We start from the raw sequence: 14449 nt of genomic DNA on the forward strand, positions 1-14449 counted from the left end.
ATATGGATGCCCCTATAGGTGTAATTGATTCGGGTGTCGGTGGATTAACGGTAGCTAAAGCTATCATGAAACTGCTTCCGAATGAAATCATATACTATATTGGTGATACTGCTAGATGCCCATATGGACCACGGACAGAGCAAGAAGTACGCCAATTTACGTGGCAAATGGCGAAAGCTTTAGAAAAAATGAACATTAAAATGCTTGTTGTTGCTTGTAATACAGCGTCGGCGGTATCTTTGGAGAGCTTGCAAAGAAAAATGTCGATACCTGTTATCGGCGTAATTAACGCAGGTGCACGTGCTGCAATCAAAAAAACAAAGCGTAATGAGGTTGTTGTACTCGCTACAGAAGGTACAATAAAAAGCGCTGCATATGAAAAAGCACTATACTCGCTATCAACAAAGGTGAAGGTGCTTCCGCTCGCTTGCCCGACATTTGTTCCACTTGTGGAAAGTGGGGAATATGAAGGCCAATTTTCTTTTAATTTAGTGGCGGATGGTCTGAAGCCAATTAAAGACGCAAACTTTGATACAGTCATTTTAGGCTGTACACATTACCCTATCATTCAAAAGCAAATTGAAGCCGCTATAGGAGCGGGCATACATGTTGTTTCTTCAGCGGAAGAAACTGCTTGTCATGTGTGGGAAACTTTATCTTATCATCATCAATTGCGCACAAATGAAATGACGCCACGGCATGTTTTTTTTGCGTCAGGGTCTGTGCCTATTTTCCGCTCAATAGCTGAACGCTGGCTAGAGAAGGAAAACTTATCAATCGAGCGCATTACATTTTAATAAGTTAAGCTGTTAGGAAGTAACTGTCTGAAAAATCATTTTAGACGGTTTCTTTCCTGCGGCTTTTTCTTTTTCATGTTAGTATAATATTTCGTACCACTTACTACTTTTTTTGACTACATAATATATGGTAAGATTAGTGCGCGTAAGAAAAGGAGGATTTTCATGATTAGATATGATGAAAGGGCGGTAGATGAGCTACGCCAAGTCCATATTGATACAAATTATTTAATACATCCAGAAGGCTCTGTACTAATTACTGTAGGGAATACAAAAGTCATTTGTACAGCGACAATAGAAGACAAAGTACCGGGCTTTTTAAGAGGGCAGGGGAAGGGCTGGATTACAGCAGAATATTCAATGCTGCCCAGAGCCACAGCGCAGCGCACACAGCGTGAATCAGCGCGTGGTAAGGTAAATGGTCGCACGATGGAAATACAGCGTCTAATCGGGCGTGCATTGCGTGCTGTCGTCGATTTACAAGCATTAGGTGAAAAAACAATATGGATTGATTGTGATGTAATTCAGGCGGATGGCGGCACACGTACAGCATCCATCACAGGTGCTTTTGTGGCGATGGCACAAGCGATTGCCAAATTTGCAGAAGAAAAACCGTTTGAAACATTCCCAATCATCGATTATTTAGCTGCAACAAGTGTTGGAATTGTCGAGGAGATTGGCGCTGTAGTAGACTTAAACTATGTAGAGGACGTCGCTGCAATGGTCGATATGAATATCGTTATGACAGGTGCAGGACGCTTCGTAGAAGTGCAAGGTACAGGTGAGGAAGCAACATTCTCCCGTGCTGAATTGAATGAATTATTAGCATTAGGTGAGATGGGTATTAAGGAGCTTATCCTACAGCAAAAGCAAGCACTCGGTCCTATCGCTACATTGATTGATAACAGAAAGGAAGCGCAATAACGATGACAAAGCAAGTAGTAATTGCAACAAAAAATAAAGGCAAAGCAAAAGATTTTGAAGCGTTATTTACACCGCTCGGCTATGAGGTAGTCACAATGTTTGATGTTGCGCCACACATGGAAATCGAAGAAACTGGCACAACATTTGAAGAAAATGCAATATTAAAGGCGGAGGCTTTAGCCGAGTCACTTCAAATGCTTGTAATCGCAGATGACAGCGGTTTAGCAATTGATGTATTAAACGGAGAACCAGGCGTCTATTCAGCGCGTTATGCAGGAGATCACGATGATGAGGCGAATATTGTTAAAGTGTTAGAAAAGCTTCAAGGTGTGCCTGAGGAGCAACGGACAGCACGTTTTTGCTGCGCATTGGCAGTTGCAGGGCCTAAATTAGAAACATATACAGTATTTGGCACATGCGAGGGCTATATTTTACAAGAGAAGCGCGGTACAAACGGATTCGGCTATGACCCAATTTTTTACGTGCCTCATTTACAGCGCTCAATGGCAGAGCTTTCACCAGAGGAAAAAGGCGCCATTTCACATCGTGGCAACGCCATTCGCAAATTAGCAGACGCACTTCCAACTTTAATTTAATCTTATATTAATAATCCGAGGGGAATATACACAAACCTCACGAGCTGAAGAAGCACTTTATTGCAATAAAGAAGGGGCAGTAAATATGAAAATACTAGTAATGAGCGACACGCATGGGGATGCAGAGGTAATTCGTCATGTACGCAACCAACATGAAGATATTGATGTACTAATTCACTGTGGAGATAGCGAACTTTCATATGAGCACCCTCATTTGGCAGGGATGATTCGGGTGCGTGGCAACTGTGACCATACGGACACTCGCTTTCCTGATGAGCAAGTAGTATCACATGGGGATGTAAAAATTTTCGTCACACATGGTCATCTATTCCAAGTCAAATCGTCATTATTAAACTTAACATATCGTGCGAAAGAGCTTGGTGCGACGATTTGTTGCTTCGGACATTCCCATTTGCTTGGCGCCGAGATGATTGATGGCATTCTCTTCATCAACCCGGGCAGCTTATTAATGCCGAGAGGGCGCCGCGAGCAAAGCTATGTCGTTCTGAGAAAGGAACACACAAAGTACATCATAGAATGTTTTACCCGCCAAGGTGAATTATTCGAAACAGTACAATTTGAACAGCAATAATTTTAAAAATTATATTGACTTTACGATGCTTTATTCATATAATAAATATTGTCTTTAATACCAGTTATGTATGTTATTAAAGCAATTGTCTCCATAGCTCAGCTGGATAGAGCACGGGCCTTCTAAGCTCGCGGTCGTAGGTTCGAATCCTACTGGGGACGTTTTTTAGTAAAAATCACATGTGAGAGTGTGAGAATAAAGACGTTAGAAATATTGATATATCAATGTTTCTAACGTCTTTTACTTTTCTTGGAATACGATAGAAAACGGTAGAGTTTTGAATTTAGGTATACAAAATGTATACAAGGTAAACATCCTTAAAAGCTTATTGTACATAGACATTCACCGCGATTAATTCATCACGTTGTTCCATTTCTTTTAACACGTGTGCATAATGGTCTAAAGTAGTTTGAATATCTCCATGACCTAAACGCTGTGAAACGGATTGAACATTCACACCTTTGTAAAGAAGAACGCTAGCATGTGTATATCGTAAGTCATGCATCTTTCTAGCCTATTTAAAATGCCTGTGAGCACTTTATTCGTTCTATGCAGGCCTACACTGTTCGGATGATAAAATAGTAAATCGTGTGGTGTTACAGGCTGTAACAGAATTAATTTTTAAACTATTGTTTATCAATTATTATTTTGTGTCCCTTGCACATGCCCTTATGTGCGTATTTAGCTTTTGCATAGGTAGTATGCTAGTACACGATTCACACTATCAACCATATTGAGATTTTACGTTTTTACCCATTCCTCGAAATAGTCTGCGAAAGAACGCCCTTTTATATTGAGTTCTATTCCTTTAGCCAAGGGTAACTCAACTTCGGTTACTGCTAATATTTCATTGCTTCACTAATTAATTTTAATGCACGGTTCATTTAACAAGTTTAAAGGCAGGTGAGAGATTGTATAATATCGCTGAACTACGAGCAGAGTATGAGAACTTATATACCAAATGTAACTGTTTATGTGGGGTTTTACTAAGCACAATGAAAATTGCTTTAAAAAGAAAAAATGTTTGAATCCAAAGAACTCAAACATTACTAAAAGGCAAGCTTTACGATGGGTTAATGACGCCGGAATTATTTCCTTGCTGTGTTTGCCCTTCAGTTTCATAGAGGTCATAAGCAATTAATGTTACTTCTAATTTCTCTTCCAGATGTTTTATTTCATTAAGTTGCTCAGGTTCAAGAGCTGCGAACTTTGTTTTTACCAAATCAATCACATCCTCACTCGGTTATTAAAGTTAGTATGAGAAATTATTAAGTATTTATTCTTGAATCAAAATCCGCAGTATGACAGGTCAGAAAATAACAAAATTGACCAATTAATTGGTCAATATCGCATCATTTTTTTTACTTGTTTTAATTCATTTATTAAATAGTCTATTTGTTTTTGTAAGTCCTCTACATCTTTAGATTGGTCACTATTTTGACTTTGAGGATTTTGGCTATTTGATTTTTCTAAAGCATTTAATGCTAAACCTGCTGCAACAGCAGAAAGGGCGTCGCCCAATGTTGCAATTGAAGCGCCGATATATGCAAGTCTAGCTATCTGAATATCTGTTATATCTGAAGGTTGTTGTGAATTATTTTTAACCATTCTTATCAATATCCCCTTTTCTTTCATAGTGATAAATTACCTTAAATGTATCCTATGTGTTTAAGGAAAGAAGGGTGACGATATGAATTTTATTGTTGGCTGAATCTAATATGTACAATAAAGTGCAGTAATGGAGGTATAGAAATGTTGACAGCACTTAGGTTTCAGCTAGGTAATTAATTAGCTGTTTTCTATCTGATTACCTTCTATTAAGTGGATATCTTTTATTGATGGTTATTCCTGCAACAGTGAAAGTTGTACCAGCACTTGATAAGTAGTAACCATTTATTATTTCAGGTAAAAAACTTAAGAAACTTCCTATTGCAGATAAAAGTATAAGTAATATGCCTGATACAATCAAAAAATTACCAAGTTTAAACATATAGCTACACCTCCTTTTTATTGATATTAGATTATATGCTAAAAATATGGGAGGTATTTTAATTTATGATTGTTAATACTTTGCATTAACTGAGCATTAAGCACAATGCCGATTATGCTGGCATCAGTATGTCGTTAGTGCATTAACCTCTATACATGACAACCATCTTTTTTGAATAATTTTATTCCTATTGGCAATAATAAAAATGATGGTTGGTTAGCCATCATTTTTTAGGGCGCAAAAGATTCCAAAGGAATCTGCGCCTTTAATTTTAAAAAATGAATATATAGTAAGTCGAAATCGGTCGCAGTAATGCGGCTTTTTATTTTGATTAATATAATTTGCACTGTCAACGAAAAACTGCGTGAAGCCCTCAAGTTTGGAGGTTTTCACGCAGTTTTTTGTTAGTAGGCTAGTTTACCACTAATTCAATGAATTCCTCTAGTGTATGGTCGTAATTGACAGCTAGCCGTTTTAATTTATAAGGGTTATCACCGATTTTGACCTTTCCTTTTTTGATTGTAAAGGCCATTTTCATATCGAGTTCTTTCAAAATTTTAATTGTTTGCCTTTTGTGTTGACCGAATGGGTAGGCCATATATTGTGAATCGATCATATCGATATTCATTTGGAAATCATTTTTTACTTCCTCATAGCTTTTGAGCAGGACATGGCTTTTTCCGTTTTTCGCCGCATGTAAATTATGAGTGTGACTTTGAAGGTCGAATATGTCCTTCATTGCCTCGACTTCGGTCATGCTTAAAGTTTGAATGGCATCAGGGGTGAAGTCTGGCGTTTTGTCAAGATGAATTCTGCTTGTAATTAAAAACTCAGTAGCTTGGAAATGATACTTCTTTAAAATAGGGTGCCCATATAGATAATTGGATTTTAGTCCATCATCAAATGTAATTGCTACGACTTTTCCGGGTAAATTTATTTCTTTGTTTAAAAATTGCTCTAAATCCTGTAATAAAATGGTTTGATAGCCGTTGTCGGATAGCCATTTCATTTGTGCTTCAAAATTTTCAACAGAAGTTACTGCAGATATATCACGAAACTTTTTGTTTAGGGCATCAGGCAGTAAATGATGGTACATGAGGACGGGGATGCCCTTATCCTTTTCTGTATTTTCTTTATGAATATAACCGATTTTTCCACCGATTTTCACTTTATACCAATTAAAATAATGATTCGAGACGATTGGATAGCGTTGATTTTTTGCAATGACAGCAATTGACTTCGCTTTAGGTGAGGCTTTTTCATAAACAGTCGTGTTTTCATTTATAATAATAATTTTCTTCGATTTATATTCCTTTGATGCTTTTTCCTTTTTTGAAGTCGCTGTTGCATGGTTTTTAGCTACATAGCCGACTCCATTTCCGAAGTTTATTTTCCAATAGTTTTGCTCTTCGCTATTTACTTTATAAGTTTGATGTATTTTCAAAAAGCCGACAGACGCTCTGCTCGTTATATTGTTAAAAACAGGTACATCGTCCTCTTTTATCGTAATATAATTGACTTCGCTTGCTTCTCCTTCGCTTAAATTGATTGCAAATAGCAATATAAAAAATAGGATAAAATAGCTTACTTTTTTTAACATGAACTATCATAGCTCCTTCTATTTCTCTGTCTAATTATTAGTGTTTAAAAAATATTAGTCAATACCAAAAATAACAGCTCATTCCAATTTGCTATTTCTCAAGTGAGATGGAAACGATACTTTCAGAATGTTATAATAATAGTTGAAATTTTTAAGGGGTGGGGAAAAAATGAAATTAGCAATGAAGTATATCATTCTGTATGTAAATGATTTAGAGAAAACAATGCATTTTTATCAAAATATTTTAGGGTTGTCTGTCAAAATGCAACAAGGAACGTATGTTGAATTTGATACGGGACAAACAACGTTATCGTTTAATACACGTCAGTCAGTTAATGAGGAAATAGGACTGGAAGTGCCAGAAGCATTGACAGCCTCGCAAACATTTGAAATTGGTTTTGTGGTGGAGGATGTACAGGCAACAGTTGAAACGCTTCGTACACAGGGGGTAAAAGTGGTAAAGGAGCCAGTAGTAAAGCCATGGGGGCAAACTGTTGCTTACGTTGCAGACCCAGACGGACATTATATTGAAATATGTACATCTATTGAATAAAGCACCCTTATAATGGACAGGAGTATGCATACATAATAACTACACATTATAAAGGAGATTTAACGAAGGTTAATTTCTAAGGTGTAGTATTGGTATATGCAAATTGAATATTTAGTTAAATAAATCAGAGGGTCCATTTGAATAAGATGCAAGGAATTGAAACGTATTTAATGGAAAGTCTCAAAAATAAACCATCGTTAAGAACGGAAAATCCGCACCAAGAGGATTTTTCAACTTTCAAACCTGTCCACTGTGGGCATAATATGACAGGACGAGGCGGCACAGGTAGATGTATGCTTTAAGCAAGGAGTGAGGGCATAATGAGTTGGATAGAGTCGATTCAAAAGGCGATTCATTATATGGAGGAGCATTTGTTAGAAAATATAACGATAGAGCAAATCGCACGTGAAGCTAATTGTTCAGTTTATCATTTTCAACGAACATTCTCGTTATTAACAGATATGACAATTGCTGATTATATAAGAAAGCGCAGATTAACATTGGCAGCACAGGAAGTGTTGATGACAGAACAAAAAATAATCGACCTTGCCTACAAATATGGCTATGATTCTCCTGAGGCATTTACAAAGGCGTTCCGCAAGTTACACGGTGTGACGCCGAGTGATGCAAGAAAAAAACAATGCGTACTACAAGCATATAACCGCCTCGTTATCCAGGTGAGTTTGAAGGGAGCAGAACCGATGAAGTACAAAATTATTGAAAAAGAAGCGTTTCAAGTTGTAGGAATTAAAAGAACATATAATTGTTCAAATGGCGAGAATTTGCAAGGAATTCCGGGATTTTGGAATGAAGTAAATGAAAACGGCACTGACACGGAGTTATTTAGACTGAACAATGGCGAAATTAAAGGTGTGCTAGGTGTTTGCTTACCACAAAAAGATGCAGGTAATATGATTGATTATTGGATTGCTACTGCTGCTAACGGCGAGACACCGAAGCATTTAGCGACATTAGAAATTCCAGCAGCAAAATGGGTTGTGTTTGAAGTAGTTGGTCCAATGCCTGAGGCGATGCAAAATGCTTGGAAGAAAATTTATTCTGAATGGTTTCCTTCGAATCCATATGAGCCTGCTGGAACAGCGGAACTAGAAGTGTATTCTGATGAAGACCCATTTAAAGAAGATTTAGTATCTGAAATTTGGATTCCAGTTAAATAATTTTGTACTCCCCTAAGCCCTGTTTCTCGGTTTAGGGGTTTTTAAAATGAAACTATTTACAAGATGAACCGTAAAAATAGTAAAGAAAGCAAGGGAGAGTTATACATATGAAAAAATTTATTTTAGTATTCGTATTAGGTGTTTCAATACTTACATTAGCGGGTTGTAACCTTTTACAATGGGGTTTTGGCAATATAAAGGAGCAATTTATAGGGAGAGAAATTACGATACAAACATATGATGAGAGTAGTCAAATTATTGACCAAATCAAAGGGAAAAGTGTTAGTATCAAGGCGGATGATAAATTTGCGATGAAGGATGCTGAAGGTAATACTGTTGAAAAATCGTCAGTGCTTGATATTACGATTGGTGGCAAGCAAATGCTGCATGTTGGAAGTAGCTTAATAGCTTATGAGGACGGTTTAACAAATATTTTTGAGGAATATGCACAAACTGTAGATATTGATAATTTTGATCGTTCTGTACCGTTTATTAATCGCATGGTGAATGATATGAAAAATTCAACGATAGGGAAGGATAAGATTGTATTAATTCGTTCACAAGCAGGACAACCACTTGCAACATTTGTTGGGGAGGATGTAAGCTATTTTGCAACGGAAATTGATAAGGCAACAGGCTTATTGATTGATGATCGTTATTTATTCATTTATCGTTGTGATTATACAATTTACGATTTAGCATTATTACAATAAGATAGGAGGCATTTTATGAATAGTGGCTGGTGTTTTGATAACAGCTATGCACAGCTACCCCATACTTTTTTTGCATCGATGGCGTTGAATCCTGTTCAGGAGCCAAAGCTTGTCATTCTCAATGAGCAGCTTGCCTCAAAGCTTGGTTTAAATGGACTGTCATTGCAAAGTGAAGAAGCAATTCTAGAGTTCGCTGGAAATAAGGAGCCTGTTGGCAGCTTGCCTTTAGCACAAGCGTATGCGGGTCATCAGTTTGGTCATTTTAATATGCTTGGTGATGGACGAGCTATACTTTTAGGAGAGCATATAACACCAGACAATGAGCGCGTTGATATTCAATTAAAGGGTGCTGGGCGCACGCCTTTTTCGCGCGGTGGAGATGGGCGTGCGGCGCTAGGGCCGATGTTGCGTGAATATATTATTAGTGAGGCAATGCATGCGCTCGGCATTCCGACAACGCGCAGCTTAGCGGTTGTTACGACGGGTGAAATGATTATGCGAGAGCAGGCGTTGCAAGGAGCTATACTAACACGCGTTGCCAGCAGCCATTTGCGCGTAGGTACATTTCAATATGCGGCAAGATGGGGCATGAAGAAGGAGCTTCAAGCTTTAGCAGATTATGCTATACAGCGCCATTACCCTGAGCTACAAAATGAGGAGCAGCGATATACGAAATTGCTTGAAGCTGTTATTGAAAAACAGGCTGAATTGATTGCAAAATGGCAATTAGTAGGCTTTATCCATGGCGTGATGAACACGGATAATATGACAATTAGCGGTGAGACGATTGATTATGGACCGTGTGCGTTTATGGACCAATATAAACCTTCAACAGTGTTTAGCTCCATTGATGCAAATGGTCGTTATGCATATCAAAACCAACCGAATATGGCACTTTGGAATTTAGCTCGATTTGCGGAATCCTTGCTATTGTTAATGGACCCTGATTCGGCACAAGCAATTAAAATTGCTGAGCAGACACTTCAACGCTTTCCTCAATTGTATGAAGCGAACTGGTTAGCGGGAATGCGCTTAAAGCTTGGGATTATAACAGAGGAAACACAAGACCTTGCGTTAATTGACGAGCTACTGCAATGGATGGAAGTGAATGAAGCGGATTATACAAATACTTTTCGCGCCTTAACTTTAGGCCAATTTGAAGATAATGCGCTGTTCCAACTTGAGACATTCAAACAGTGGCAAAATAAATGGCAAGAGCGATTACAGCGGCAACCGCAATCAGCTGAGCTTGTCCAGCTTACAATGCGACAGCATAATCCAGCTATTATCCCACGCAATCATCGTGTGGAAGAGGCATTAGACGCTGCTAATGAAGGGAATTTGCTACCTTTGCAGCAATTGTTAGAAGTATTGACACAGCCTTTTGCTTATACAACTGAGCAAGAAAAGTATGCAGCATTACCCCCTGCTACAAGCTGCACCTACAGAACATTTTGCGGAACATAATTGTGTGAGAATTGTGTGAGTGCCTGGCACCCACACAATTCTCGTTTTTTATTTATTAACGTCTGCCACGTCTATGATTGCATGGATTAAATGGCTGACCACACATTGTTGTCGTTTCAAAGCATTCATTCATGACGGATTGTGTATGTGGGAAGTAGTGTTGATTATTAATCATTTGGCGATTTACAACTGTTAAGTGGGAAGGGTGAACATGCGGTACAACTGTATTTGTCACATTTGTTTGTACAAATTGACGCGTTGGTGAAACGATTGGTTGACTGAATTGTGTTGGTCCTACTTGTGTTGGTAAAAATTGCGCATCTCTTCCTGCCATCTGATTGCCTCCAAATGCACCGCCAACCATGTTGTCCCAGTAGCCACCTCTATTAGGGGGATTGCCCCCAAATCTATTAACCATTTTGAGTCCTCCTTTTTCGCTGAAATAGTAAGTCATATTTAACATATGAGAAAGGATGACACAGTTCTATAGTTATGCCTATTGTGAAGTAGAAAAAATAGAAGTAGTCTGATTCCACATGGTAATGAATTAATGTAAAATATAAGAAAATTCCATCGTTTAAGGGAAGGAGGTTTAACTTCTTTCAGCAATGTTTTTTGCGACGAGTAACCGCAGGAGCACATGTTTTTTGCGACGAGTAACCGCAGGATTTTGTATTGAAAGCAAAGCGATAGGTATAAAAGACCTCTGCAAGTAACGAAATGATCGGAGGGGGATTGTCACAGAGGAACACAGTCTAAGGTGCGTAACGATAATCGGATGGGCCTAAAGCTGAAACCAAACTAGAGTTAGCCAAGACGTAATTGATTAAAGAGAGAAATGGGGCGGAGCATGTGAGGGAAATGGGCAATATTGACAGAAGTAGAGTGCAATTATCCAAAGTAGTGAAAAGTCGATGATGATTGTTTATTATTTATTAGGCAGCTATTTATTAGGTGCAATAATGACTGCGTGGTTTGTAGGGAAATGGTATGGCTATTCGTTGCAGCGACAGTCCAGCGGAAATTTAGGTGCACGTAATGCAGGAAGGGTTTTTGGCAAAAAGGCTTTTGTCGTGACAGCAGTAGGCGATGGTTTAAAAGGTGTCATTGTTGTATTAATTGGACGTTATGCTCAATTTGAAGAAACGGTCATTACATGGGCAGTGTTTTGTACATTGCTTGGGCATCTCTATCCCTTTTGGCTTCGTTTTAAAGGAGGAAAGGGAGTTGCTACGATTGTCGGTGCTCTTGTTGCACTAAATTTTTCCTATTTTCCTATATTCGTTTTTAGTTTTATAGCGTCGGCTTATTTTTTAAAAAGCGCAACATTTGGCTTCTGTATTGCGTTGATTTTATATAGTATGATTGTTATTTTTACAGGAGTATTACCTGCAACGCTTATTTGCAGTATTATAGTTGTTTTATGGCAGCATCGACAAAACATAAAAGAAAGGCTGATTTAGTATGTACTGGTGTAAAATAGCGACAACTGAAAAAGAATTTGACCAAATAGCAACATTAAATTATGCAACATTCGTGGAGGAAATCCCGCAGCATGAACCGAATGCAACACATCGCCTAGTAGATCAATTTCATGCAGATAATACATATCTTGTCGTCTATAAAGAGCAACAACTAATTGGTATGCTAGCATTGCGTGATAAACGCCCCTTCTCGTTAGATAGTAAAATAGGCGATGTAGAACAATATTTACCAGATGAAATTTGCGATAAGTTATGCGAAGTCCGACTGTTAGCAATCAAAAAGCAATTTCGTAATGGGCGCGTGTTTTTTCGACTTGCGCAGGCATTAGCAAATTATTTATTTGAGCGTCGATACACAGCTTGTGTCATATCCGGTACAACAAGGGAAGAGAAACTATATAAACAAATGGGCTTTCACCAATTTGCTAAGGCTGTGGGAACAAATGAAGCGTTATTTTTACCAATGGTATTAACGAGAGAAAATAGCGCATCTTTACGTCAGCGTTTAAGGCGACATGCTTTGACTTTTTATCCGGGTCCCGTATACCAGCAAGAGCCGCTTTCATATACGGATTTATCGCATCGTTCCTTTGCCTTTCAATTGCTGTTTCAAGAGCTGCAGCAGCGTTTATTAGCATTAGCACATACACAGTATGTAACGCCATTTGTTGGCACAGGGACATTGGCGAATGAAGTAATGCTAGCACAATTAAAGTCTGATTTTTCAGAGAGTAAAGGATTCATTATAACAAATGGTGAGTTTGGTGAGCGTTTAGCAAAACAGGCAAATCAACAGGAAATGCTGTTTGATGTGCTAACCTTCGCTTGGCATGAGCCATTCGATTTAGCAAGCATTGAAGAAAAGCTTGCGCAAGGGGAGTATAAATGGCTGCTCTATGTACATGGCGAAACGTCGACTGGGATGTGTAATGGTGAACAGCTAGTTAAGATTGCTGCACGCTATGATGTGGTCGTCTGCGCTGATTGTATTAGCTCATTTGGTGCATTCCCATTCTCGCTAGCGCCATTTTATTTGGCAACGGCTGTTAGCGGTAAGGCAATTGGAGCACTAAGTGGATTATCCTTTGTTTTTTCGAATCATCAACCGCAGCCTAATCAGGCACCGCTCTATATCAATTTAGCATACTATGCCAATTGGCAAATACCGTTTACATTGCCGGCAGCACTTCTTCATAGCTCGTTAGCTGCATTGCGCTACTATCCTGATCGCTATGAGCTGTTGGCACAGCGCATGAAAATGCTAGAAGGGTGGTCATGCTATAAAAAATATGCGTATAAAACAAATGCTTATCCGATGATTGCAACATTTGCATTGCCGCATGAATTGCGCCGTTTTGGTAATGATTTAAAGCTGAATGGTATTTACTTGCATGATGAAAGTAGTTATTTACAAAATAGAGATTTAGTACAGCTAAGCATTATTCAACCTTATTTTGAAGAAGCCTTTACCTTATTAGCGACTATTTACACACAGTATCAATTACTTGATTAAAGAAAAAGTGTGATGTTTATTACTGCTGTATTTTAAAAAGGAGGCTGTAGCTTGAAGAGAATATTAATCCTCGGGGCAAGTGGTTTAGTTGGAAAAGCGATAGCGAAGGAATGTTTAAATGATTTCGATGTATATGGTACTTATTTTTCAACAGCGACGGAGCTTGCATTTGACAAGCAATTTCAATTAAATGTGCAGGATGGGGAAGTGATACGTGAAATACTTCAATTAACTAAGCCAGATATTATTGTTTCTAGTTTAAGGGGCGATTTTGAAGAGCAATTTAATTTCCATAGTCTTCTCGCTAATGAATTAAAAAGCACAAAAAGTTTACTTTATTATTTCTCGACTACAAATGTTTTCGATGGCGATTTATCAAAACATCATAATGAAAATGATGAACCTATTTCAAAATCAGATTACGGTCAATATAAAATAAGATGTGAGAAGATGTTAGTAGAATCACTCGGAAATCGTGCCAATATAATTAGAATTCCTGGGATTTGGGGAAAGAATTCGCCCCGCTTTAATGATGTGAAATCGAAAATTGAATCAGCTATGCCGATACAGGCTTATAGTAATTTACAATGTAATTTTTTATTAGATATACAATTAGCTCGTCAAATGCGTTTCATCTTTGAAAATGAATTAAAGGGAATTTTCCATTTATGTGCAGTAGATATGATGAAAGAAAGTGAATTCTATGAAGAATTGATTCACAAACTTACAAATGAAAATATAAATATTCAATATAATCTTTATCAAAATGTTGAAACTACTCATTATTTTGGTCTGCTATCAAATCGTGACGATATACCAAAATCTATGAAAATGACGAATAAAGAAATTATTGCTTATTTAGCACAATAAGTTTTAAATAAATACGCTGCCCTATTGAAAAGGTGAATAATTAATAAACTAGGCTATCCAAAAAGATATTCCTTTTCAGATAGCCTTAACTTCTATTATTTAATACTGACTAAAATTTGGTATATCTACCGTTTCGCCTTTGACACATAAAAGATTTTCTCCTGCAGTAGTC

General features: G+C 37.9%; 18 protein-coding genes and 1 tRNA gene. 13 read left to right on the plus strand and 6 right to left on the minus strand.

What is annotated here, in order from left to right:
* Positions 1-2: 2 nt before the first annotated feature.
* From racE to MHH70_RS00565, 5 genes are all read left to right on the plus strand, one after another.
* The gene (gene racE, locus MHH70_RS00545) at positions 3-797 is read left to right on the plus strand and encodes a glutamate racemase (RefSeq protein WP_342472236.1); all 795 of its coding nucleotides are present in this window, start codon (positions 3-5) and stop codon (positions 795-797) included.
* A 165-nt stretch (positions 798-962) separates the two neighbouring features.
* Complete coding sequence (rph, locus tag MHH70_RS00550) at positions 963-1721, plus strand: ribonuclease PH (RefSeq protein ID WP_066162302.1); 759 nt, start codon at positions 963-965, stop codon at positions 1719-1721.
* 2 nt (positions 1722-1723) lie between these two features.
* Positions 1724-2317 (plus strand): XTP/dITP diphosphatase, encoded by a 594-nt coding sequence (locus tag MHH70_RS00555; RefSeq protein WP_107942922.1) that lies wholly within the window; start codon positions 1724-1726, stop codon positions 2315-2317.
* Positions 2318-2402: 85 nt separating this feature from the next.
* Positions 2403-2909, plus strand: a complete 507-nt coding sequence (locus tag MHH70_RS00560) for a metallophosphoesterase (RefSeq protein WP_342472237.1) — start codon at positions 2403-2405, stop codon at positions 2907-2909.
* An 87-nt stretch (positions 2910-2996) separates the two neighbouring features.
* Positions 2997-3070 (plus strand) — tRNA-Arg (locus MHH70_RS00565).
* A gap of 164 nt (positions 3071-3234) precedes the next feature.
* On the opposite strand, the gene MHH70_RS00570 is transcribed toward MHH70_RS00565, so the two are convergent.
* The 5 genes from MHH70_RS00570 to MHH70_RS00590 all read right to left on the minus strand — a co-directional run bounded on the left by MHH70_RS00570 (position 3235) and on the right by MHH70_RS00590 (position 6499).
* On the minus strand, positions 3235-3414 hold the full coding sequence (locus MHH70_RS00570) for a tyrosine-type recombinase/integrase (protein WP_342472238.1): 180 nt from the start codon (positions 3412-3414) through the stop codon (positions 3235-3237).
* Between the two features lie 558 nt (positions 3415-3972).
* The gene (locus tag MHH70_RS00575) at positions 3973-4140 is read right to left on the minus strand and encodes a uroporphyrinogen-III decarboxylase (protein WP_342472239.1); all 168 of its coding nucleotides are present in this window, start codon (positions 4138-4140) and stop codon (positions 3973-3975) included.
* Between the two features lie 110 nt (positions 4141-4250).
* Positions 4251-4517 carry a translation initiation factor 2 gene (locus MHH70_RS00580; protein WP_342472240.1) on the minus strand — a complete coding sequence of 89 codons (267 nt, stop codon included), beginning with the start codon at positions 4515-4517 and terminating at the stop codon, positions 4251-4253.
* Between the two features lie 199 nt (positions 4518-4716).
* Entirely contained in the window at positions 4717-4899 is a 183-nt protein-coding gene (locus tag MHH70_RS00585) for a hypothetical protein (RefSeq protein ID WP_342472241.1), read from the minus strand.
* Positions 4900-5311: 412 nt separating this feature from the next.
* The gene (locus MHH70_RS00590; protein ID WP_342472242.1) at positions 5312-6499 is read right to left on the minus strand and encodes a polysaccharide deacetylase family protein; all 1188 of its coding nucleotides are present in this window, start codon (positions 6497-6499) and stop codon (positions 5312-5314) included.
* Positions 6500-6668: 169 nt separating this feature from the next.
* On the opposite strand from MHH70_RS00590, the gene MHH70_RS00595 reads away from it, so the two are divergent.
* From MHH70_RS00595 to MHH70_RS00615, 5 genes are all read left to right on the plus strand, one after another.
* Positions 6669-7052, plus strand: coding sequence for a VOC family protein (locus tag MHH70_RS00595; RefSeq protein ID WP_342472243.1), 384 nt, complete (start codon positions 6669-6671; stop codon positions 7050-7052).
* A 137-nt stretch (positions 7053-7189) separates the two neighbouring features.
* On the plus strand, positions 7190-7354 hold the full coding sequence (locus tag MHH70_RS00600) for a hypothetical protein (protein ID WP_342472244.1): 165 nt from the start codon (positions 7190-7192) through the stop codon (positions 7352-7354).
* Positions 7355-7372: 18 nt separating this feature from the next.
* Positions 7373-8230, plus strand: coding sequence for an AraC family transcriptional regulator (locus MHH70_RS00605; RefSeq protein WP_342472245.1), 858 nt, complete (start codon positions 7373-7375; stop codon positions 8228-8230).
* 107 nt (positions 8231-8337) lie between these two features.
* A complete protein-coding gene (locus MHH70_RS00610) occupies positions 8338-8943 on the plus strand; it encodes a DUF5052 family protein (protein WP_107942916.1) in 606 nt (201 codons plus the stop codon).
* 15 nt (positions 8944-8958) lie between these two features.
* Positions 8959-10410, plus strand: a complete 1452-nt coding sequence (locus tag MHH70_RS00615) for a YdiU family protein (protein ID WP_342472246.1) — start codon at positions 8959-8961, stop codon at positions 10408-10410.
* A gap of 55 nt (positions 10411-10465) precedes the next feature.
* On the opposite strand, the gene MHH70_RS00620 is transcribed toward MHH70_RS00615, so the two are convergent.
* Positions 10466-10828, minus strand: a complete 363-nt coding sequence (locus MHH70_RS00620; RefSeq protein WP_342472247.1) for a CotD family spore coat protein — start codon at positions 10826-10828, stop codon at positions 10466-10468.
* Between the two features lie 496 nt (positions 10829-11324).
* Between MHH70_RS00620 and MHH70_RS00625 the strand changes: the two genes are divergently transcribed.
* The 3 genes from MHH70_RS00625 to MHH70_RS00635 are packed head-to-tail and all read left to right on the plus strand — an operon-like array spanning position 11325 to position 14277.
* A complete protein-coding gene (locus MHH70_RS00625) occupies positions 11325-11873 on the plus strand; it encodes a glycerol-3-phosphate acyltransferase (protein WP_342472248.1) in 549 nt (182 codons plus the stop codon).
* 1 nt (position 11874) lies between these two features.
* Complete coding sequence (locus tag MHH70_RS00630) at positions 11875-13407, plus strand: GNAT family N-acetyltransferase (protein WP_342472249.1); 1533 nt, start codon at positions 11875-11877, stop codon at positions 13405-13407.
* Between the two features lie 51 nt (positions 13408-13458).
* Complete coding sequence (locus tag MHH70_RS00635) at positions 13459-14277, plus strand: sugar nucleotide-binding protein (protein WP_342472250.1); 819 nt, start codon at positions 13459-13461, stop codon at positions 14275-14277.
* The last annotated feature ends 172 nt before the right edge of the window (positions 14278-14449 follow it).

Origin of the sequence: Metasolibacillus sp. FSL H7-0170 (genome assembly GCF_038593115.1) — a bacterium.
Taxonomy (GTDB): Bacteria; Bacillota; Bacilli; order Bacillales_A; family Planococcaceae; genus Metasolibacillus; species Metasolibacillus fluoroglycofenilyticus.